Origin of the sequence: Streptomyces sp. NPDC001410 (genome assembly GCF_042895235.1) — a bacterium.
Classification (GTDB): domain Bacteria; phylum Actinomycetota; class Actinomycetes; order Streptomycetales; family Streptomycetaceae; genus Streptomyces.
Map to the genome: position 1 here is coordinate 331,007 of NZ_JBIAWE010000011.1, position 21,594 is coordinate 352,600.

At 70.4% G+C, this 21,594-nt stretch carries 16 protein-coding genes; 10 read left to right on the forward strand and 6 right to left on the reverse strand.

Annotated elements, in window-relative coordinates; all coding sequences use genetic code 11:
* Window positions 1–39: 39 nt before the first annotated feature.
* Window positions 40–957, reverse strand: coding sequence for an NmrA family NAD(P)-binding protein (locus tag ACFY3C_RS25715; RefSeq protein WP_390772389.1), 918 nt, complete (start codon window positions 955–957; stop codon window positions 40–42).
* Window positions 954–1,382, reverse strand: coding sequence for a nuclear transport factor 2 family protein (locus ACFY3C_RS25720; protein ID WP_390772390.1), 429 nt, complete (start codon window positions 1,380–1,382; stop codon window positions 954–956). The genes ACFY3C_RS25715 and ACFY3C_RS25720 overlap by 4 nt, the downstream gene beginning before the upstream one ends.
* A gap of 155 nt (window positions 1,383–1,537) precedes the next feature.
* On the opposite strand from ACFY3C_RS25720, the gene ACFY3C_RS25725 reads away from it, so the two are divergent.
* Window positions 1,538–2,146 carry a TetR/AcrR family transcriptional regulator gene (locus ACFY3C_RS25725; RefSeq protein ID WP_390772391.1) on the forward strand — a complete coding sequence of 203 codons (609 nt, stop codon included), beginning with the start codon at window positions 1,538–1,540 and terminating at the stop codon, window positions 2,144–2,146.
* A 77-nt stretch (window positions 2,147–2,223) separates the two neighbouring features.
* Here the strand turns inward: ACFY3C_RS25725 and mmuM are convergent, their stop codons facing one another.
* A complete protein-coding gene (mmuM, locus tag ACFY3C_RS25730) occupies window positions 2,224–3,147 on the reverse strand; it encodes a homocysteine S-methyltransferase (RefSeq protein WP_390772392.1) in 924 nt (307 codons plus the stop codon).
* A gap of 85 nt (window positions 3,148–3,232) precedes the next feature.
* On the opposite strand from mmuM, the gene argG reads away from it, so the two are divergent.
* Window positions 3,233–4,684 carry an argininosuccinate synthase gene (gene argG, locus ACFY3C_RS25735; protein WP_386581684.1) on the forward strand — a complete coding sequence of 484 codons (1,452 nt, stop codon included), beginning with the start codon at window positions 3,233–3,235 and terminating at the stop codon, window positions 4,682–4,684.
* Between the two features lie 88 nt (window positions 4,685–4,772).
* Here the strand turns inward: argG and ACFY3C_RS25740 are convergent, their stop codons facing one another.
* On the reverse strand, window positions 4,773–6,878 hold the full coding sequence (locus ACFY3C_RS25740; protein ID WP_390772393.1) for an autotransporter: 2,106 nt from the start codon (window positions 6,876–6,878) through the stop codon (window positions 4,773–4,775).
* Window positions 6,879–7,090: 212 nt separating this feature from the next.
* Here ACFY3C_RS25740 and ACFY3C_RS25745 point away from each other — a divergent pair, with 212 nt between their 5' ends.
* The 5 genes from ACFY3C_RS25745 (at window position 7,091) to ACFY3C_RS25765 (ending at window position 13,174) form a co-directional block, all read left to right on the forward strand.
* On the forward strand, window positions 7,091–8,203 hold the full coding sequence (locus tag ACFY3C_RS25745; protein ID WP_390772394.1) for a family 43 glycosylhydrolase: 1,113 nt from the start codon (window positions 7,091–7,093) through the stop codon (window positions 8,201–8,203).
* A 1-nt stretch (window position 8,204) separates the two neighbouring features.
* Window positions 8,205–9,611 (forward strand): RICIN domain-containing protein, encoded by a 1,407-nt coding sequence (locus tag ACFY3C_RS25750; protein WP_390772395.1) that lies wholly within the window; start codon window positions 8,205–8,207, stop codon window positions 9,609–9,611.
* Window positions 9,612–9,776: 165 nt separating this feature from the next.
* Window positions 9,777–10,313, forward strand: coding sequence for a hypothetical protein (locus tag ACFY3C_RS25755; protein ID WP_390772396.1), 537 nt, complete (start codon window positions 9,777–9,779; stop codon window positions 10,311–10,313).
* Window positions 10,314–10,441: 128 nt separating this feature from the next.
* The gene (locus tag ACFY3C_RS25760) at window positions 10,442–12,127 is read left to right on the forward strand and encodes a SulP family inorganic anion transporter (RefSeq protein ID WP_390772397.1); all 1,686 of its coding nucleotides are present in this window, start codon (window positions 10,442–10,444) and stop codon (window positions 12,125–12,127) included.
* Between the two features lie 189 nt (window positions 12,128–12,316).
* The gene (locus tag ACFY3C_RS25765; protein ID WP_390772398.1) at window positions 12,317–13,174 is read left to right on the forward strand and encodes a formylglycine-generating enzyme family protein; all 858 of its coding nucleotides are present in this window, start codon (window positions 12,317–12,319) and stop codon (window positions 13,172–13,174) included.
* Between the two features lie 24 nt (window positions 13,175–13,198).
* On the opposite strand, the gene ACFY3C_RS25770 is transcribed toward ACFY3C_RS25765, so the two are convergent.
* On the reverse strand, window positions 13,199–15,550 hold the full coding sequence (locus ACFY3C_RS25770; RefSeq protein WP_390772399.1) for a sulfatase-like hydrolase/transferase: 2,352 nt from the start codon (window positions 15,548–15,550) through the stop codon (window positions 13,199–13,201).
* Window positions 15,551–15,777: 227 nt separating this feature from the next.
* Between ACFY3C_RS25770 and ACFY3C_RS25775 the strand changes: the two genes are divergently transcribed.
* Window positions 15,778–16,269, forward strand: coding sequence for an SRPBCC family protein (locus tag ACFY3C_RS25775; protein ID WP_390772400.1), 492 nt, complete (start codon window positions 15,778–15,780; stop codon window positions 16,267–16,269).
* 16 nt (window positions 16,270–16,285) lie between these two features.
* Here the strand turns inward: ACFY3C_RS25775 and ACFY3C_RS25780 are convergent, their stop codons facing one another.
* Window positions 16,286–17,965 carry a rhamnogalacturonan lyase B N-terminal domain-containing protein gene (locus ACFY3C_RS25780; RefSeq protein WP_390772401.1) on the reverse strand — a complete coding sequence of 560 codons (1,680 nt, stop codon included), beginning with the start codon at window positions 17,963–17,965 and terminating at the stop codon, window positions 16,286–16,288.
* A 188-nt stretch (window positions 17,966–18,153) separates the two neighbouring features.
* On the opposite strand from ACFY3C_RS25780, the gene ACFY3C_RS25785 reads away from it, so the two are divergent.
* The gene (locus ACFY3C_RS25785) at window positions 18,154–19,194 is read left to right on the forward strand and encodes a rhamnogalacturonan acetylesterase (RefSeq protein WP_390772402.1); all 1,041 of its coding nucleotides are present in this window, start codon (window positions 18,154–18,156) and stop codon (window positions 19,192–19,194) included.
* A gap of 189 nt (window positions 19,195–19,383) precedes the next feature.
* The gene (locus tag ACFY3C_RS25790; RefSeq protein ID WP_390772417.1) at window positions 19,384–21,105 is read left to right on the forward strand and encodes a DUF2264 domain-containing protein; all 1,722 of its coding nucleotides are present in this window, start codon (window positions 19,384–19,386) and stop codon (window positions 21,103–21,105) included.
* Window positions 21,106–21,594 lie beyond the last annotated feature (489 nt).

Genomic DNA, 21,594 nt, shown 5'->3' on the forward strand with positions numbered 1-21,594 from the left:
CGGTGGTCCTCGCCCACCGGGATGGACGGACGTCCTCGCCTACCTGGTCGGACTGACGTCCGGGGCCGACCGAAGCCCGGTTCCGTCCTCGGCCGACTCGCGTTCGGCCACCTCCCGGAAGCTGTGCGGCGGGCGGCCGGTGAGGCGCTGGACGGTCTCGGTGGTCCGGTCCTCGGCTCCCTGCGCGATGGCCTGTTCCATGCCGGCCAGCATGGCGGCGAACCCCAGCGGCATGGACGCGGCCAGGCGGTCGCGCATCTGGTCGTACGTCAGGTGCCGGTGGGTCACCGAGCGGCCGGTGACCTCCGTGAGGACGCGGGCGACGTCGTCGTGGCTGAGCGCCTCCGGGCCGGTCAGGACCAGGTCGGCATCGGGCGCGCGGCTGTCGGTCAGGGCACGGACCGCGACGGCGGCGATGTCGTCGGCGTCGACGAAGCCGACCCGGCCGCTGCCGGCCGCGGTCAGGATGACCCCGTCCGCACGGATGCTGTGGGCGTGCGCGTGCGTGCCGGTGAAGTTCTGCATGAACCAGGAGGGCCGCAGTACCGCCCACTGGTCGAACAGACCGGGCAGGGCCCGGTGCACCACTCCTGCTCCCGGGCCGCCCTCGGGGATGGCCGACGAGCTGAGGAGTACGGCGCGGTGTACGCCTGCGGCGCGGGCCCTGCGGAGGAAGGGCAGCATGACCGCGGCCGGGTCCGGGTCGCCGACCGGCGGGACGAGGTAGACGCGTTCGGTGCCGGTGAGGGCGTCGCCGAAGGTCGTGGGGTCGTACCAGTCGAAGCGGACCGGTTCCGCGCCCGGGATCCGGGTGGCTCGACGGCTCGCGGCCCTGACGCGGTGGCCGGCGGCGATCAGCCCGGCGGCGGTTCGGCTGCCGGTGGTGCCGGTCGCTCCGATGACGAGGGTGGTGCCGGTGCCGGTGCCGGTGCCGGTGCCGGTGCCGGTGCCGGTCATCGGGCACCGCTGCCGGCGAAGTCCAGGCCGGGCTGCTGGACGGCGAGGGGGTTCCAGTAGTCCCGGTAGGAGGTGAACCGCCCGTCCTGGACGGACACGACGGCGATGTAGCTCATGTCGAAGGGACTCCCCGTCCCGACCAGGCGGCCCACGCCGCGCATCTCGACCACGATCGTCTCCGGCCTGGTGGTCCGGTGGATCCGCAGGTCGGGGAAGCCGTGCAGGTCGATGTGGTCGGGGTAGTCGCGCATGTAGGCGGCGATGGCCTCCCGGCCCTCCAGCCGTTCGGGCCAGCCCGGGGGCGCGAAGGGGAACTCCATGACGCCGTCCTCGGCCCACAGGTCGACCCAGGCGGGAACGTCCTTGGCGAGGAGCAGGCGCAGGCTGTGGCGGTAGAGCACGTCCGGCGAGGTGTGGGTGGGCATGGAATCCTCCGTCCCGTACGATACGGACCCGTGGTCCGTTTCCGTTGTGATGGACGATACGGACCGCGGGTCCGGATCGCAAGGGAGGGGCCCACGTGACCGAGGGAGGAGCCGCGTGACCATGGGAGTCGCTACGTGACCAGGGGAGGAGCCGCATGACCGAGCGCAGACCGCGCAAGGACGCGACGCGCAACCGGGCGGCCGCCTTCGCCGCCGCCGACACGCTCTTCGCTTACTGCCGGAGTCCCGAGAGCGTCACCATGGCCGACATCGCGGCCGCGGCGGGCGTCGGCAAGGCGACCCTCTTCCGCGCCTTCGGGGATCGCACCGGGCTGATCCGCGCGCTGTACGAGGCACGGCTCGAACCGGTCAGGAACGCGGTCGAAGAGGGCCCGCCGCCGCTGGGTCCCGCCACCCCGCCGCTGCTGCGCGTACCCGCGCTGCTCGACGCCGTCCTGTGCTTCAAGCTCGACAACCGCCACCTCGCACTGGCCCTGGAACAGACCGGCGCGGCCAGCCCCTACCAGGCCGAGCACTACGAGCGCTGGCACGCCCTGCTCCGGGACCTGCTGGAACAGATCCCGTCGGTCGGCACCGGCTCCGCCGACTTCACCGCCCACGTCCTGCTCGCCGCCACCCGGGCCGATCTGGTCGCCCACCTGGCCGGCGACAGGGCCGTGCCCCGCGAGGAACTGCGAGAGCAACTGGCGGACTTCACCGCCACGGTCCTCGGTACCCGTCGTGCGGGCGGCACACCCGGCTGAGCAGGGATCACTCGGACCGTTCGAGCGGATGCCGCCGCTACTCAGGCGCGGCGGGCGGTGAATTGCGTGGTGACTTGCTACGCCGTGAGCGCTCCGGCGATCCCCGCGATCGCCTCCGGCCCCACCCGGCAGCACCCCCCGATCAGCCGGGCCCCCGCATCCCGCCAGCCCTTCACCTGCTCGGTGCCGAACGTGGTCCGCCCCTTCCAGGCGCGCGCCTCCGCGTCCCACGCCTCCCCGCTGTTGGGATAGACGACGACCGGCTTGCCGGTGACCCGGGCAGCGGTCTCGGTGGCGTACTCCACATCCTCCGGGGCGCAGCAGTTCACGCCGACCGCGATCACCTCGTCGACGTCGGCGGCCAGGGCGAAGGCCTCGTCCAGGGGCTGCCCGGCCCGGGTGCGCCGACCGTCGACGGTGTACGAGAGCCAGGCCGGCACCCCAAGTCCCCGCAGCGCCCGCAGCAGCGCCGTCGCCTCGTCGGTGTCCGGGATCGTCTCCAGCGCCAGCACGTCCGGAGCGGCGGCGGCCAGTACTTCCAGGCGCGGCCGGTGGAAGGCCTCCAACTCGTCCACGCTCAGCCCGTACCGCCCCCGGTACTCGGAGCCGTCCGCGAGCATCGCCCCGTACGGGCCGACCGACGCGGCCACCCACAGCGGCCGTGCGACCCCGGCGTCCCGTGCCTGCCGTACCGCCTCCCGGGCCAGCTCCACGCTCAGCCCGAGCAGCCGGGCCGCCTCCGCGTGGTCGATCCCGCGCTTGGCGAAGCCCTCGAAGGTGGCCTGGTAGCTGGCGGTGATCGCCACGTTCGCGCCCGCCGTGAAGTAGGCGAGGTGCGCATCGGTGACCGCCTCGGGCCGCTCGGCCAGCAGACGGGCCGACCACAGCTCGTCGCTCAGATCGTGCCCCGCGGATTCAAGCTGGTTGGACATGCCGCCGTCGAGCACGACCGTCCCGGCGGCGAGGGCTTCGGCGAGGCTGGGGGAGGTGTTGCTGCTCATGTCATGACGCTAGTCGATGGGGTGGCAGGACCCGGATTGCGCCCGACGTGTTGCATGAAAATGCGAGATCCTGCATACTCTTGCTATGTCCAAGGTCCTCACCTCCCTCCCCACCGGCGAGCGCGTTGGTATCGCCTTCTCCGGCGGGCTCGACACCTCGGTCGCCGTCGCCTGGATGCGCGACAAGGGCGCCGTCCCGTGCACCTACACCGCCAACATCGGCCAGTACGACGAACTCGACATCGAGTCGGTGCCCGGCCGCGCCTTCGCGTACGGCGCCGAGATCGCCCGGCTCGTGGACTGCCGTGCCGCGCTGGTCGAGGAAGGGCTCGCGGCGCTCGCCTGCGGCGCGTTCCACATCCGGTCGGGCGGGCGCCCGTACTTCAACACCACGCCGCTGGGGCGTGCCGTGACGGGCACCCTGCTGGTGCGGGCCATGCTCGAGGACGGGGTGCAGATCTGGGGCGACGGCTCCACCTTCAAGGGCAACGACATCGAGCGGTTCTACCGCTACGGGCTGCTCGCCAACCCGCACCTGCGGATCTACAAGCCCTGGCTGGACGCGGACTTCGTCACGGAGCTGGGCGGCCGCAAGGAGATGTCGGAGTGGCTGCTCGCGCACGGGCTGCCGTACCGGGACTCGACGGAGAAGGCGTACTCCACGGACGCCAACATCTGGGGCGCCACGCACGAGGCCAAGACCCTGGAGCACCTCGACACCGGCATCGAGACCGTCGACCCGATCATGGGCGTACGGTTCTGGGACCCGTCGGTGGAGATCGCCACGGAGGACGTGACGGTCGGCTTCGACCAGGGCCGCCCGGTCACCATCAACGGCAAGGAGTTCGCCACTCCGGTCGACCTCGTCATGGAGGCCAACGCGATCGGCGGCCGGCACGGACTCGGCATGTCCGACCAGATCGAGAACCGGATCATCGAGGCGAAGAGCCGCGGCATCTACGAGGCGCCCGGCATGGCGCTGCTGCACATCGCCTACGAGCGCCTGGTCAACGCGATCCACAACGAGGACACCGTCGCCGCGTACCACAACGAGGGCCGGCGGCTGGGCCGGCTGCTCTACGAGGGCCGCTGGCTGGACCCGCAGGCGCTGATGGTGCGCGAGTCGCTGCAGCGCTGGGTCGGCGCGGCGATCACCGGCGAGGTGACCGTGCGGCTGCGGCGCGGCGAGGACTACTCGGTCCTCGACACCCGGGGCCCGGCGCTCAGCTACCACCCGGACAAGCTCTCCATGGAGCGGACCGAGGACTCGGCGTTCGGCCCGGTGGACCGGATCGGCCAGCTCACCATGCGGAACCTGGACATCGCCGACTCCCGTGCGCGGCTGGAGCAGTACGCGACCCTGGGCCTGGTCGGCACCGACCACCCGGCCCCGATCGGCGCGGCCCAGGCGGCCTCGACCGGTCTGATCGGCGCCATGGACCAGGGCGGCGCCGAGGCGATCGCCTCGCGCGGCGAGGCCGCGGACGAGGAGGAGACGATGCTGGACCGCGCCGCGATGGAGTCCGGCACGGACTGAGCCTGCGGGCACATACGCGCTCAGGCAGCGGGCTCCGGCGGATTCTGTTCCGCCGGGGCCGCTGTCGTATGTCCCTACTCCCGTGTCCCTACTCCTGCACCGCGTGCCGGCCGCCCCTGCGACGGCCCTTGCGCCGGGTGCGCAGGGTCGCCGGGAACACGAGGCCCCCGAGCAGGCCGAGTGCGAGGACGTACGGCCACCAGCCGAAGCCGTCGGCCGCGGTGTTCGCGGTCCGGGGGCTCACGGCGCCCGGGCCGGTGGCGGCCTCGGCCTGGGCGCCGGGTGCGGGGCTGTGGCCGGTCGCGGTCAGGACTACGTCGTTGCCGTCGCCGCCGTTGTAACCGATCCGGTAGCCCGTGTCGGCGAGCTTGAGCCGGGCGCCCTCCGGCAGGCCGCCGAAGGCGCCCGCGGTCCGGGAGCGGCCGCCGTGCTCGATGACGGTGATCTCGGGCGCCGGATGAGCGCCGGCGGCGGACAGGTCGAAGGAACCGGCGAGCCGCAGTCTGCCCGCCACCTTCAACGGCCGCTCCCGCAGCACCAGTTTGCCCTTCGCGTGCTGCGTGTAGTCCCCGGCCACCGTCAGACCGCCCGCCACCAGGCCGTCGTTCGTCACAGCGCCCCGCACCGTGCCCGTGCCGGTGAGCGAGGTGGCCACCCGCAACCCCGAGGTGCCCGCGTCGAGCAGTGCGCCCGCCGACACGAGCCTGATCGCCCTGCTGTGCAGGAGCGTCGCCCCGGAGCGCAGGGCCAGCGTGCCCTTCGAGACGGTCGTCGTCCCGGTGTACGTCACCGCGTCGCCCGTGAGCATGGTCGTCGCAGCGCCCGACTGGACCAGCGCGCCGCTTCCGTCGACGTGGGCCAGCCGCACGGGAGTCGAGGCGTTCCGCAGGTACAGCGTCCCGTCGTTCACGATCCGCCGGCGTGCCGTCCCCGTCAGCAGGGAGCCGTCGCCGCCCCGCGCGCCCGAGCCCAGCCGCAGCACCGCGCCCTTCCCGACGGTGGTCGAGCCGTCGTAGTACTGCGCGGCCGCGAAGGTCACGTCGTTGCCGCGCGTCCCCGCGATCACCACGTCGCCGGCGCCGGGCGCGGCCAGCGTGTCGTGGTACCTGCCGCCGCCGATGGGGGCGCCCAGCGTCACCGGGCCGTTGTAGTCGAGGGTCAGCCGGGACCGTCGGCCGCTGGCGGTGTGCAGATTGATGTACACGGTCTCCCGCGTGCCCGGCATGAAGATCCGGTGCGTGGTCCCGTCGCCCCACTGCACGTCGGCACCCTCGATGTTCGTGCCCCGCTTGTTCAACTGGTGCGGAATGGCCCGCCAGTTCAGGGACGGGCTGCTCAGCGAGGGGTTGAGGTCACCGCCCCGGTCGCTGTAGCTGTACTGCCCGGTGAGCACCACCTTGCTGCCCGGCCGGGTGTGGACGTTGACGTCGCTGCCGTACTCCCGCTGGTAGAAGTCCTGCCGCAGGGTGATCGTCCGGTACAGCGGGGTGTCGATGATCCACGAGCCCTGGTTGAGGATCGCGCGGGCACGGGGCAGCGCCACCGGGTACTCGGGGCGGCCCACGGCCATCCCGGTGCCGTTGTCGATGACCCCGGAGAAGGGGTGGGTGCCGGCGAGGTCGAGGGTGCCCCACATGTTGCGGGGCTGGGTGACCAGGCCCGAGCCGCTGATGGTGCCGATGTTGAAGGTGCGGGTCAGGGAGAGGCGGAGGGTGCCGTCGACCCGGACGTTGAGCTGGTTCAACCGGTAGCCGGGGGTGTCGTACGGGAAGTGGCCGATCAGGCCGGTGCCGCCGCCGGTGCCGTACTGCAGGGTGGCGCCGCGTTCGACCGTGATCGCGGGCGGGTCGGGGTGGGCCACTGTGGTGTACGGGTGGTTGCCGCCCTGGGTGCGCACGACCTGCCGTTGCCGGGACTCGGGCAGCGTGAAGTCGCTGTCCCTGGTGAGGATCAGCGTGCCAGTGCCGCGCACGGTGAGCGTGCCCCGGCCGCGGAAGACGCCGTCGTACGTGGTCGTCCCGGAGGGGACGGTGACCACCGCGTCCGAGGCGAGCGTCACGTCCCGCCCGGCGAGGACGTCGGCGGTGACGTCCCGGGTGCCGGCCGCGACGGATGGTGAGGGGGCGCCGATCGTGAGGGCGACGGCCGCGAGGGCGCCTGCGGCCGCTGCTGTTCTGTGGGTGTGGGTGCGCACGACTGGGAGACGCGAGAACCCGTGGGCGGATAACAGAAAATCGCGAACCTGCGGAAATCGCTTACCCCCCTGTCTCGTCGGACCCGTTGACCTCCTGGTTGCTCGCCCTTACCTTTTCGGCGTTCGGAATAGCAGATGACGTTCGCGATATCGAACCCCCTCGATCTCCTCCCTGCTCTCCTCCCCGCTCTCCCCACCGAGAGGCAGCCCGCATGAGCCGCGACCCCCACCTTGCCCACCCCCCGACCCGCCGCCTGCTGTTGAAGGGCGCCGCAGCCGCAGGCGCCCTGGCAGCCACCTCCGCGCCCCCGGCACTGGCGTCCCCGTCCACGTCCCCGTCCACGTCCCCGTCCTCGTCCACGTCCCACGAGGCGGCCCCCTTCGTGAACCCCCTCGTCCTCCAGCGCGCCGACCCCCACATCACCCGCCACACCGACGGCCGGTACTACTTCACCGCGACCGTCCCCGAGTACGACCGCATCGTCCTGCGCCGCTCCCGCACCCTGAACGGACTGGCCGCGGCCGCCGAGTCGGTCATCTGGCGGGCGCACGCCGCCGGTCCGATGGGCGCGCACATCTGGGCGCCGGAGCTGCACCGGATCGGCGGCAAGTGGTACATCTACTTCGCCTCCGCACCCGCCGAGGACGTGTGGGCGATCCGCATCTGGGTGCTGGAGAACGCCAACCCAGATCCATTCCAGGGGACTTGGGTGGAGCGGGGGCAGGTCAGGACGGCCTGGGAGACCTTCTCCCTGGACGCCACCACCTTCAAGCATCGCGGCACCCGCTACCTCGTCTGGGCCCAGCACGAGCCCGGCATGGACAACAACACCGCGCTGTGGATGTCGAGGATGGCCAACCCCTGGACGCTGACCGGCCCACAAGTCAGGCTGTCCACCCCGGAGTTCGACTGGGAGTGCGTCGGCTACAAGGTCAACGAGGGCCCGTACGTCCTTCAGCGCCACGGCCGCGTCTTCCTCACCTACTCGGCCAGCGCCACCGACCACCACTACTGCATGGGCCTGCTCACCGCCGACGCGGACAGCGACCTGATGAACGCGGCGAACTGGTCCAAGTCCCCGGCGCCGGTCTTCACCAGCAACGACACGACGAAGCAGTACGGGCCCGGCCACAACTGCTTCACCGTCGCCGAGGACGGGCACAGCGACGTCCTCGTCTACCACGCCCGCCAGTACAAGGAGATCACCGGCGACCCGCTGCACGACCCCAACCGCCACACCCGGATCCAGAAGCTCGGCTGGAAGCCGGACGGCACCCCGGACTTCGGCGTCCCCGTCGCCGACACCGTGAAGGAGAGTGCGTGAGATGAGACGCGCGTACGCGATCCTGCTCGCCCTGTGCTGTGCGCTCGCCGCGGCCCTGGCGACCGCGGGGCCCGCCCAGGCGGCACCGCAGACGATCACCAACGGCACCCGGTTCACGGACACTTCGGGCAACGCCCTGCACGCCTACGGCGGCGGGGTCATCAAGGTCGGCTCGTACTACTACTGGTTCGGCGAGGACCGCAACTCCGACAACACCTTCCGCTACGTGGACGCCTACCGCTCCACCGACCTGAAGAGCTGGGAGTTCCGCGGCCACGTCCTGTCCCAGTCCTCCGCCGCGGAGCTGGCCACCGCCTACATCGAGCGCCCCAAGGTCATCTACAACGCGTCCACCGGCAAGTTCGTCATGTGGATGCACAAGGAGAACGGCGTCGACTACAGCGAGGCCAGCGCCGCCGTCGCCGTCTCCGGCACGGTCGACGGCACCTACACCTACCAGGGCAGCTTCCGCCCGCTCGGCCAGCACATGTCCCGCGACCTGACCACCTACGTCGACAGCGACGGCACCGCCTACATGGTCTCGGCCGCCAACAACAACTACGACCTGAACATCTACCGGCTGACCGCCGACTACACCGGCATCGACAGCCTGCTCGCCAACCCCTGGCCCGGCGGCCACCGCGAGGCACCGGCGCTGTTCAAGCGGAACGGCGTGTACTTCATGCTGACCTCGGGCGCCACCGGCTGGAACCCCAACCAGCAGCAGTACGCCACCGCCACCTCCCTCGCCGGCCCCTGGACCGCGTGGACGAACGTCGGCGACTCCACCGCCTACGGCTCCCAGACCGCGTACGTCCTTCCCGTGCAGGGCAGTTCGGGCACCTCATACCTCTACATGGGCGACCGCTGGGGCAACTCCTTCGGCGGCACCGTCAACGACTCCCGGTACGTGTGGCTGCCGCTCACCTTCCCGACCTCCACCTCGATGTCCCTGTCCTGGTCCCCGGAGGTCACGCTCGACACCACCACCGGCACGGTCACCGGCACGAGCGCCACCTACAACACCCTGGTCGCACGGCACAGTTCCAAGTGCGCCGACGTGCCGAGCCAGTCCCTCTGGCAGGGGATCGCCATCACCCAGTACACCTGCAACGGCGGCGCCAACCAGAAGTGGTGGTTCAAGAACCTGGGCAACGGCTACTACGCACTGCTGGGCCGCGGCAGCTCCCTGTGCCTACAGGAGAACACCTCCACCGTCACCCAGGAGAACTGCACCGGCGCCACCACCCAGCAGTGGTCGGTCGTGACCTCCGGCTCCTACGTGAACATCAAGGCCCGCGCGAGCGGCGAGTGCCTGGACGTGACCGGGGCGTCCACCGCCAACTCCACGGCGATCATCACGTATACCTGCAACGGGGGTACGAACCAGCAGTGGACCCGAGGTTAGTCGACCGTCGCGACCTCACGGCATCGGTACGACCGGCGGAGCCGGCGCACATGGTGGCTACTGATCCGAACCGGTGAAAGTGTGGTGTGCGCTCTCGTCATCGGGGACGCACACCGTATGGCTGAGCAACCACCCCCTGCCCCGGACTCGGGGCGGCAACGAAGTATGCGGGAGATCGACCCCACACTCCGGGCCATCGCGGCCGCGGCCGTGGGCGGAACGCTCGTCGTCTGGTGGCCCGCTTTCACGTTGGGCGCGTACAACGCTGTCTTCTTCGACAACGTGCTGACCCTTTGGGCGGTGGCCACGGCGGTGCTGCTCTCGGGGGCGATTCTGCGCCGCAGGGGCTCTGTGCCCTGGGGTGGTTGGGTGGCCCTGTTGCTGCCCTCCATCTGGATCGTCCTGGCCGCCGCGACACCCAAGAGCCACGGTTTTCCTTACCTCCACTACGCCGAGGCACTGCTCACGCTGGTGGGTGCCCCGATGCTGACGTGGCTGCTCTCAAGGATCCTCGTGCCCGACTACGCCGCACTCCCGGTGTTCCAGCGTCTGGGAGCCGTTGCCGCCACCATCATCGTCGGAGTCTTGGCTTTCCTCCTCGGCAAGTTCAACTACCTGTTTCTCACCTGCGCCGACTTCGACGTGAGCGGCAACAATTCACCTGCCCACTGTGCCCATGGGCAACCTTTCCACCGCCGCTGAGACCGAGCCGTCGGGTAGGGGGTCACGTGGCCCACGAGAGGCGCGGGGCTCCGCCGCAGTGGCGAACCTTGCCCTGACACGCAGTGTCGCACCGTCGGGTATGCACCCGTGCTGCCGAGAATGCCCCGGTGACGGCACGTCGGGTATCTGTGACGGACGTGGTTCCGCTGCTGGGGCAACTGCGGAGCTACTCATGGCGCGGCGTGCGTGGGGATGTCATCGCCGGGTTCGCTGTCGCGGTGACCCTGGTGCCGCAGGCCTTGGGGTACGGGCAGGTGGCGGGGCTGCATCCGGTCGTCGGCCTGTACACCACCGTGGCGGCGACGGTGGTGTTCGCCCTGGTGACCTCCACCCGCCTGGTGGCCGTCGGTCCGTCCTCGACCACGGCGATCATGACCTACGCGGCGGTGAGCGGCCGGGCCGGCGGTGACGCGCACCGGGTGGTGGCGTTGACCGCATGTCTGGCGTTGCTCACCGGTGTTCTCCTGCTGCTCCCGGGGCGGCTGCGGGGGCTCACCACCTTCATGTCGGGACCGGTGGTGCTCGGGTACCTGGCGGGTACGGCCGTACAGATCATGGCCGGTCAGGTGCCCACGCTGCTCGGCGTCCACGTCTCCAGCAACCGGCCCATGGTGAAGCTGTGGCAGGTGCTCACGCATCTGGACACGGTGCACGTGGTGACCGCCGTGGTGGGGGTGGCTTCACTGGTCGCGCTCATCGTCCTGAAGAAGGCACTGCGCACCGCGCCCGTGCTGCGTGCCGCCCCGACGCCGGTGGTGTGCGCGGCCGCCATCGTCGTGTCGGCCGTGGCGGACCTGGCCGGTCACGGCGTGGCGCTGACCGGTGGGGTCTCGGGTGGCCTGCCCGTCCCGGCCTGGCCGGACGTGAGCACCCGGGATGTCTGGGAGCTGCTTCCCACCGCGGCCGGCATTGCCATGGTCGCGTCCATCGAAGGCGTGGCCGTACTGCGCAGGACAGGGCCCTCGGACGGACAGGTTTCCCTGGTCAGAGAGTCGGTCGCCATCGGAACCGCCAGCGCGGCCTCCGGCTTCATCGGTGGCTTCGCGCCGATGGCCAGCACCCAGCGCACCCTCACCGCCCGGAGCGCCGGGGCGCACTCCCAGCTGTACCAGCTGGCCTGCGCCGGCTTCGTGGTCGTCGCCCTGCTGACCACGGGACCGGTCATCGCGCTGCTACCGAAGACGACGCTGGCCGCGGTCGTCATCGTGTCGGCGTCGCGTCTCATCGACGTCGCCGGGTTCAAGGAACTGTGGCGGGGCTGGCGTGCGGAAGCCCTGCTCGCTCTGGCTGCCATGGTCGCCGTCCTTGGCCTCGGTGTGCTGCACGGGCTGCTGGTGGCCGTCATCCTCGCGCTGCTGCAACTGCTCCGCCGCGTCGCCTGGCCCCACGACATGGTGCTCACCGTCACCGAAGACGGGGAGCCACGTGAAGCCGCTCCGGACGAGTCCGCCGACACCCGAGTGCTGATCTACCGGGTGGATGCTCCGCTGTTCTTCGCCAATGCCAACCGTGTCCACCGGCGGATCCTGACCCTGGCGGCGGCCCGGTCGCCCTATCCGCGGTATGTGGTGCTGGACGCCGAAGCGGTGTTCCACGTGGACGCCACCGGGGCGGAGGTCCTGGCCCGGCTCACCGCCGACCTGCGGGAGCACCACTGCGAACTGGTCCTCGCGCGCGCTCGGAACACGGTTCTGGCCACCCTGCGAGCCAACCCGTACGAAAACGGCGCCACTCGTCAGATGCGCGCGTTTCCCACCGTACGAGAGGCCTACGCCGTACTGCGGACGCGCTGACGGCCGCCGTGTCGTCACGTGCACCCCTGCGCCGCTGCCCCAGAATCGGAGCGGTCGATTCCCTTTGGAGGCCGGATGCCGTCCGACAGTGAGGTGCGTTCTGTCTGCTGTGGCCCGTCGCGGCAGGGGCCTGCCGTAGCGCCGGTTGAATCAGCGTCCGGTCCCGGAGCCGACCTTGACCGAGCGGGCATGGTGCGTCTGGAGTCGGTGACCTTCCTGATGGGCTCTCAGGACCCCTGGACGGTCCCCGGGGACGGCGAGGGCCCGGTGCACGAGGTGTCCCTGGGCCCGTACTGGATCGACCGATGTGCCGTCTCCAATGCCGACTTCGGCGCCTTCACGGCCGCTACCGGATACGTCACGGAGGCCGAGCGGTACGGCTGGTCCTTCGTCTTCGCCGGGCTGCTGCCGCCCGGCTTCCCCGACACCCGGGCCGTCGCCGCGGCCCCCTGGTGGCGTCAGGTGCACGGTGCCTGCTGGCGGCACCCCGAGGGGCCGGGCTCCGACCTCGCCGACCGCGCTGATCACCCCGTGGTGCACGTGTCGTGGAACGACGCCTCCGCGTACGCCGCCTGGGCGGGAAGGCGTCTGCCGACCGAGGGGGAGTGGGAGTACGCCGCCCGCGGCGGCCTTGAGCAGGCCGTGTTCCCCTGGGGGAACGAGCTGGAGCCTGGCGGGGAGCGCCGGATGAACGTGTGGCAGGGCCGCTTCCCCGACCACCACACCCGCCCCGACGGCTGGTACGGCACCGCCCCGGTGACCGCCTACCCACCCGGCGGCCACGGCCTGTACAACGCGTGCGGCAACGTGTGGGAGTGGTGCGCCGACTGGTACGCGCCGGACTACTACGCGCGCAGCCCTCGCGAGAACCCTGCCGGTCCGGCGTTCGGCACGGCCCGGGTGATCCGCGGCGGCTCGTATCTCTGCCACGCTTCCTACTGCCGTCGCTACCGGGTGGCCGCCCGCAGCTCCAGCACCCCCGACAGCAGTACCGGGCACCAGGGTTTCCGCTGTGTCGCGGACGCCGGGCCCCTCGGCACTCGCTGAGGGACCCGACGCCCGAGGCTGCCGTCAGTCGCGGTGGAACATGCCGATGAGTTCCTTCTCCACGTCCGCGAAGGGCTCTCCGCTGACGTCGACCACCACCTGACGGATCGTGCCACCGAGGAACTCGAACGGCGGGCCGTAGTCGCCGGAGACCGGCTGGCTGGTGTCGCGGCCGACCGCCAGGCCCTCTCCGACCAGGGAGAAGTTCCCGGGCTGGGTCTTGATGTCGGACTGGGCGACCTGGCGGTCGTCCATGTAGAGGGTGAGCGTCCCGTGCGTGCTGCCCTGCTGGTCACGTTCGCCGGCCCGGAACACCACCGAGAACGTGTGGTCCCCAGTGCTGACCGGCCCCGGCGAGCTGACCTTCTGCTCCATGCGGCCGAGCCAGTTGTAGACGTAGTGGACATGCCCGTCCATGAGGTACAGGCTGTGGCCGCCGAAGCGTCCGCCGTGGGAGAAGAGCACTCCGCGGGCTTCGGGCGTGTCCAGCCGTACGTCGGCGACGACGGCGTAGGAGCGTCCGCGGATGTTGACCGCCACCACCTCGGGGACGTCGGCACAGCCCGGGTAGTAGACGTACCGGTCACGAGGCTTGGAAAGCTGTGGCCGGGGCGTGTTCAGGATCTCCACGGGGCTGCGGTCGTCCAGCGGCAGCCCGTGGTACTTCTCGGCCTCCGCCGACCACAGACGCTTGAGCTCTTCGAGCTTCTCGGGGTTCTGGGCAGCCAGATCCCGGTTCTCCGAGCGGTCCTCGCGCAGGTCGTACAGCTCCCAGACATCCTGCTCGAAGTGGCTCCAGTTGGACGGTGCCGGCGGGTGCGCGGTCGCGGCGTGCCAGCCGTCGTGCCAGATCCCGCGCGTGCCGAGCATGGTGTAGAACTGCGTCTGCCGCGGCGCGGGCGCCTGTGCGTCCTCGATCACCTTGCGGAAGCTGGCCCCCTCGATGGGGCTCTGCTCGAAGCCCTTGACCACGCTCGGGGGCGTGATGCCGAGCATGTCGTAGATGGTCGGCACGATGTCGATGGCATGGACGTACTGGTGCCGGGTCTCGCCCTTCTGCTTGATGCCCTTGGGCCAGGCGACGATCATCGGGTCGGCGATGCCGCCCTCGTACGACACCCACCGCTTCCAGTACTTGAACGGGGCGTTGAACGCCCACGCCCACCCGCTCGCGTAGTGGTTGTACGTCTTCGGGCTGCCCATCTCGTCGAGGTGGCGCAGGTTCTCCGCCATGTCGTCGGGCACGCCGTTGAAGAAGTTCATCTCGTTCATCGAGCCGTTCGGACCGCCCTCGGCGCTGGCACCGTTGTCCGAGACCGCGACGATGATCGTGTTCTCCAGCTGCCCGGACTCCTCCAGGTAGTCCAGCAGGCGCCCGATCTGCGCATCGGTGTAGGAGACGAATCCGGCGAAGACCTCGCCCATCCGCGCGAACAGACGCTTCTCGTCGTCGCTCAGCGAGTCCCACGGGCGGACGAAGTCCGTGGCCGGCCAGGGCTGCCCGGAGGGCCCGGTGGCCTCCGGTTCCCCGTGCGGGTTGATCGGGGTCAGCTCCGTGCCCTCGGGCAGGATCCCCAGCTCGATCTGCCGCTGGAGCGTCATGCGGCGGTAGGCCTCGTAGCCGTCGTCGAACTTCCCGGCGTACTTGTCGGCCCACTCCTTGAAGATGTGGTGCGGAGCATGGCCCGCGCCCGGGCAGAAGTACGTGAACCAGGGCTTCTCCGGGGCGATCACCTTGGCGTCCCGGATGAACTCGATGGTCCGGTCCACGAGGTCCTTCGACAGGTGGTAGCCCTGCTCCGGGGTGGCCGGCGGCTCGATGGGGTGGTTGTCGTAGACGAGGTCGGGGTACCACTGGTCGGCCTCGCCGCCGAGGAAGCCGTAGAAGCGCTCGAATCCGCGGCCCAGCGGCCAGTGCCGCTTCGACGACGCCATGTTGGCCTCGTCCGAGGGGACCAGGTGCCACTTGCCCAGGGCGTAGGTGTTCCAGCCCCGTTCCACCAGCACCTCGGCCAGGCTCGCGTTCTCGAACGGGATCCGGCCGTTGGAGCCGGGGAAGCCGCTGGTCATCTCCGCGACGCAGGCCATGCCGTTGCTGGTCGCGTTCCGCCCCGTCAGCAGACACGAACGGGTCGGGGAACACAGGGCGGTGGTGTGGAAGTTGGTGAACTTCACCCCCATCTCGGCGAGCCGCCGCATCGCCGGCGCCTCCACCAGCCCGCCGAAGATGTCGAAGGTGCCGAAGCCGATGTCGTCCCACACCAGGTACAGCACGTTCGGCGCACCGTCCGGGGGCTGCGGCTGTTTGTACGGTTCCCAGTCCGGCACCGATTGCCGGATGTCCTCCTGGATCACGCCCTTGAACGGAATCGCCATCCGCGGTGTCTCCCTCGTGTCTCTCGGCGCCGCACGACGACGGCGCCTACCAGGGAAAACGTCCCCGGTCAGGCATGACACATAGACCTGGCCGCACCCCAGGTCATCCCATCGGCCGTACACGTGCTGAAAGCCCTCCTGTACCAGGCGACGATGAGGACGACAGCGGTGCCCTGAACGATCCCGCGCGCCTGCGTCGAGCCGACACGGGAAGGGGCCGAGACACCATGACCCACCAGCTGCGTGCCGAAGACCTCGGATTCACCGAACGCGCCCCCTTCCGCCAGACCTGCACCGAGGAGCTACGCGCTTCTGCCGACGCGATCTTCGAGCAGCTTGCCGAACATCCGGAGAACTGGCCGCGCTGGTTCGCCCCGGCGAACGAACTCCACTACGAGGGCTCACCCCCCTACGGCGTGGACTCCCTGCGCTACTTCCGCCTCTACCGGGTGATCCGGGCCCGCGAACGGATCATCGCGTGGGACCCTGGCAGGCGCTTCGCCTACTGCGCCCAGGAATCCAACGCACCCGGCGTCTCGGCTCTGGTGGAAGAGTGGACGTTGACGCCCTCGGCAGACACGAGTACGACCGTCACCTGGACCCTCGCCATCGATCCCACCCCTCCCGTCCACCTGCTGCTGAAGGCGAGTCGGCACCACATCGACAGGCTTTTCCGCGGGGCGGCCAAGCGGCTGGAAGCCCTGTGCGGCCACCGGTGACACAGGGGTGCCGGGATCAGGCCAGCAGATCGATCGCGTCGATCGCCGTGCCCGCGCTGAGATAGCTCGCCGTCCCCGAGCCGCTCACCACGTTGATCTTCAGCACGTTGTACTGGCCGGTGTCCGTGACCCAGGCGCTCGCCGGCACGCTGTAGGTGAACGTGTGGTTGTTGCCCCGGTAGGAGCCCACGGTCAGGGACCGGGTGCTCGGCTGGGTGGGCGGGGAGGGGATCGCCGAGGTCCAGGTGTCGTTGACGGTGATCTGCGGGCGGCCGTTGGCGTAGGCCGTCGTCACGCCGATCCGCAGGGTGTGCGCGGCGGCGGCCTGGGCCGCGGTCAGCTTGAAGTAGACCAGCAGGCCGCTGTTGACGTCCTTCCAGAGGTAGCAGGGGAAGGCGGACGTCTCGCTGCCGCTGCCGATCACCACGTTGCCGGTCCAGGATGCGGCCCGTGCGTCCGACGGGTGCGCGTACGTCATCAGGTCGGCGTTCTTGAAGCCGCTCGGGCTGCCGTTCCAGTCGCCGATGCGCCAGATCGCGGTCGCGTTGGAGGGGTCGTTGGAGGACGGGACGGTGATGGTGTTGAGGGTGGTCGTCCCGCCGGCGGTGACCGTCACCAAGGTGGAGTAGACGGCGAGTTCGCCCTTGTGGACGGTGAGGGTGTACGTCCCGGGCAGCACCCCCGCGATGGAGAAGTAGCCGTCCGAGGAACGCGCCGAACCCCAGTACTGCGCAGCCGAGTTGGCCAGCCCGACCGTGTACGCGTACGCCGTGTTCCGACCGGATATCCCGACACCCGCCACCCGGCCCCGCCCGCTCGCGCCGACGTATCCGGAGATGCCGAGAGAGTCCGCCCACGAGGTGGTGAGGTTCGCGTGGTACAGCGACGAGGAGGGCGCACCGCCGTCCGTGAAGGCGATGACGTACGGGCCCTGGAGTCCGAAGCGCTGGTCCTCCGTCTGGTTCTCGCCGTAGTACAGGATCTCGTACAGGCCGCCGCCGTCCGCGCTCTGGTGGCGCAGCAGCGAGCGGTAGAACGGGCCGCCGGAGGCCTTCTCGTGGTTGCTGCGGACGATCCACAGGCCGACGCTGCCGCTCGTCCAGCCGATGTAGTCGTAGTCGATGACCCGGAGCTTCGAGTAGTGCTTGGACCGCGTCTGCCCGTCGGGCTTCGCGAACACGTCCGAGGCTTCGATGGTGCTGGTCGTGTACGTGTAGGAGTCCGGCTCGTCGTTCAGGAACAGTCCCGCCTTGACGCGCACGATGTAGCGGGTGGCGCTCACCGAGGTGTCCGCCTTGTTGGTCCACAGGTAGACGTTGTTCTCGCCACTGCGGGCCGCGTAGTAGTGCTTGAGAGTGCCGTACGTGACCGAGATCAGGATCGTCGAACCGAACTGACCGATCGTCACCGTCGAGGTGCCGAGGCCGGATTCGACGTGTGAGTTCTTGCCGCCGTAGCCCTGGTACTCGGTGCCCTTGTAGACCAGCGAGGTCAGGTCGCCGTTGGTCTTGCTGACCTTGAAGACGAGGCTCGCGCCGGTGTCGACGACGTAGTTCGAACCGTCGTCCGACCAGCCGAAGCCGGCCGCTGCCGCGGAGCCGGCGAGTGGGTCGGCCAGCGCGGCCGAGGCGGCCCCGGCCGCAGAGCCGAGGACGAAGGTACGGCGTCGGACCATGCTGCTGCCGGATCCGGACATGGGGGGTGCCTCCTTCGGAAGCCATGGGGGTGCGGTGTTGGCAGGGTGGCAGTCGAATTGATTTCGCGAAAGGGCTTTCGCATGCATTGAGTTGGCAATCGCGGGAAAACCTTCCAAAGCCTAGAAAGCGCTTGCCGAAAGGGGTACGGTCTCGGGTCGGCCGAGGTTCGACCGATGGGGGAGCCGCGATGAGACGTGTCAAAGCCGCCGCGTTGGTGGCGACCGCCCTGGGCGCCATGCTGACCGCGACACCCGCACACGCCCGCGGCGACCAGCCGCTCGGCATCGACCACTGCACCGCGACCGCCTGTCACTTCGACGTCCCGCCGGGCACGTACGACGTCCGGGTGACCCTCGGCGGTGAGGCGGCGTCGAGCACGAGTGTCGCCGGTGAGACCCGCCGCTCCCTGCTCCCGGAGACCGCCGTCGCGGCCGGCGAGCGGGTCGTCCGCAGCTTCACCGTGAACGTCCGCACCCCCGAGGGTGAACCCACCGGCCCCGACGGCACCCCCGGCCTCGACCTCACCCTCGGCGGCTCCGCCCCCGCCCTCGTCGGCATCCGGGTCACCCCGGCCCGGCACGCCCGGCAGATCATCCTGATCGGCGACTCCACGGTCTGCGACCAGCCCGGCGACCCGTACTCCGGCTGGGGCCAGCAGCTCCCGCAGTACCTCCGCAAGGGCGTCTCCGTCGCCAACTACGCGGACTCCGGGGAGAGTACGGTCACCTACCTGCAGAACCCGCAGCTGTGGGCCACCGTCCAGCCGCTGATCCGCCCCGACGACCTCGTCCTCGTGCAGCTCGCCCACAACGACAAGACCACCGACGAGGCGACCTACCGGGCGAACCTCCGGACCCTGGTGGCCGGCATCCGGGACCGGGGCGGCGAACCGGTGCTCGTGACCCCGATCGTGCGCCGCTGGTTCAACGCCGACGGCACCCTGAACAACAACACCGCACTGCTGGTCAACGGTCTCGGTGTCGACCACCCGGCCGTCATCCGCTCCGTCGCCGCCGCCGAGAGCGTCCCGCTGATCGACCTCACGGCGAAGACCAAGGCGCTGGTCGAGTCCCTCGGTGTCGAGGGCTCCAAGGCCCTCTACCTCTACAACGAGAAGCGGGACAACACGCACACCTCCGTGCACGGCGCCACCGTCTACGCCGGGCTGGTCCGCGACGAACTCCTCGCCCGGCGTCTGGTGCCTGAAGGCAGGGTGCGGGTGGGATGAACTCCTGGGGCGCCCCGACCGGAACCGGGGCGTCCCAGGCCCGCCGGATCCCGGGCGCGCCAGGCCCGCCGGATCCCGGGCGCGCCAGGCCCGCCAGATCGCGGGCGCGCCAGGCCCGCCAGGTTCCCCGGTCTCCAAGCCCACCAGGATCCCGGGTCTCCAGGCCCGCCAGGAAGGAATGCCCCCGTGATCGAACTGCCCGCCGCCGACCGCTCCGCGAGCCCGTACACCGGCTACACCCGCGCCCACTGGGAGGCAGCCGCCGACTCCCTGCTCGCCGCCGTCGAGCCCTACGCCACCGCCGACCGCGCCCTCTACCACCTCCCCGGCGACCATGTGAGCCACGCGGGCCACCTCTCCGACGGCCTGGAGGGATACGCCCGGACCCTCCTGCTGGCGGCCTTCCGCCGGGACGAGACCGCGCTCGGCCGCTACGCCGAGGGCCTGGCGGCCGGCCCCGGCGGCGTCTGGCCGCAGGTCGCCGACCGCAGCCAGCCGTTGGTCGAGGCCGCCTCGATCGCCCTCGCCCTGCGGCTGACCCGCCTCCTGCTGTGGGACCGCCTGGACCAGTCCGTGCGGGAGCGGACGGCGACCTGGCTCACGGACGCGCTCACCGCCGAACCCTGGCCCTGCAACTGGGAGTTGTTCCCGGTCACCGTGGGCGGCTTCCTCGCGGAGATCGGCCACGCACCCGAGGCCGCCCGCAAGGCGATCGACCGCGGCCTGGAGCGCATCGAGGACTGGTACGTCGGCGACGGCTGGTACACCGACGGCGACGGCCGCAAGTACGACTACTACAACGGCTGGGCCATGCACCTGTATCCGGTGCTGCACGCCTGGCTGGCCGACGACCCCGACCTGCTGGAGCTGTACGGCGGCCGCCTCGAACGCCATCTTGCCGACTATGCCCGCCTGTTCGGCGGCGACGGCGCACCCATGCACCAGGGCCGCTCGCTGACGTACCGCTTCGCGACCGCGGCCCCGCTGTGGCTGGGCGCGCTCACGGGCCGTACGCCCCTTGCGGCGGGCGAGACACGACGGCTGGCCTCCGGAGCACTGAAGTACTTCCTGGACCGCGGCGCCGTCGACGCCGACGGCCTGCTGACACTCGGCTGGCACGGCCCCGACGAGGCCATCCTGCAGACCTACTCGGGACCTGCGTCCCCGTACTGGGCCAGCAAGGGATTCCTCGGCCTCCTGCTGCCTCCCGACCACGAAGTCTGGACGGTGGTCGAGGAGCCGGGCCCGACGGAGCGGGCAGACGCGGTGACACCGATCGCGGGTCCCAACTGGCTTCTGCAGTCCACCCGTTCGGACGGTGTGGTCCGCCTCCACAACCACGGCAGCGAGGACATCCGCTACGACCCGTACTACACGCGGTTCGCGTACTCCACGGTCACGCGGCCCCTCGGGTCCCTGCCGGACAACACCGTCATGGTCGGCGGCGACCCGGTCCGCACGGGAATCGTGCCCCTCGGTGTGGGGGAGAACTGGGCGGCCTCCCGGTACACGGTGGGCTCCGGGGCGGAGGTGACCAGCCTCGTCGTCGCCGACGGCGCGGTGGAGGTGCGGGCCCATCTGGTGGCGGGAGCGGAACCCGGCACCGAGGTGCACGTCACCGGATGGGTGCCCTGGAAGGACGAGCAGGCCGAACTCGTCCCCATCCACAGCCTGTCGGACGGCTTCCCCCTCTCCGGCACGACCGGCGACACCCCCACCCTGTTCGTCGCCCTCGCCCGGCTCACCAGGCACCCCGACCCCCTGCCCCTCCGGGACCTGGCGACTGTGAAGGTGCGGGGGGACTACGAACTGAGCGTGCGCTGGGCGGTCTCGGGCGAGGTCAGGAACTTCCGGTTCAGGGCTTCGGGCGGGGGATCCGCGGGGGCGTCGTGGGTGGTGAGGCCCTGCTGATCTTCGTGGCGCAGGACTACGACGGGGAGGCCGAGCTGCTGCTCGCCCTCCCCGCGGCGCAGGCGGTCGCCTCTGTGCGGCGATGCACTGCTCCCCGGCTGTTCGGCCGACCGTCCGGCGCGTACCTTCTGAAGGAGAAGGTGATGCTCTGTTGCGTTACAGATCACGAAGATCCCTCATACCAAGGCATTGACGGTCGGGGCTGGTTGCCCGGGTCGTCCTTCTGCTGACCGCCGTCGCGGTCGTCGCCGGCCTCACCGTCCGACCCGACCTCGCCGGCCTTTCGCGCCGGGATGGTGCAAGCCTGGTCGGGGATTCCTACGACGGCTATGACACCAAAGCGGCTGAACAGCTGCGCGGGGATCAGTGTGTGGCCGCTGATGCCTGCGCAAGGACGGACCTAACCTGTTCGGCCGGGCGCAGAACGCCGTCGGGCTGCCAGCCGATCAGCTCCATCAGCAGCTCGACCGGGACCTCTCCGACGACTAC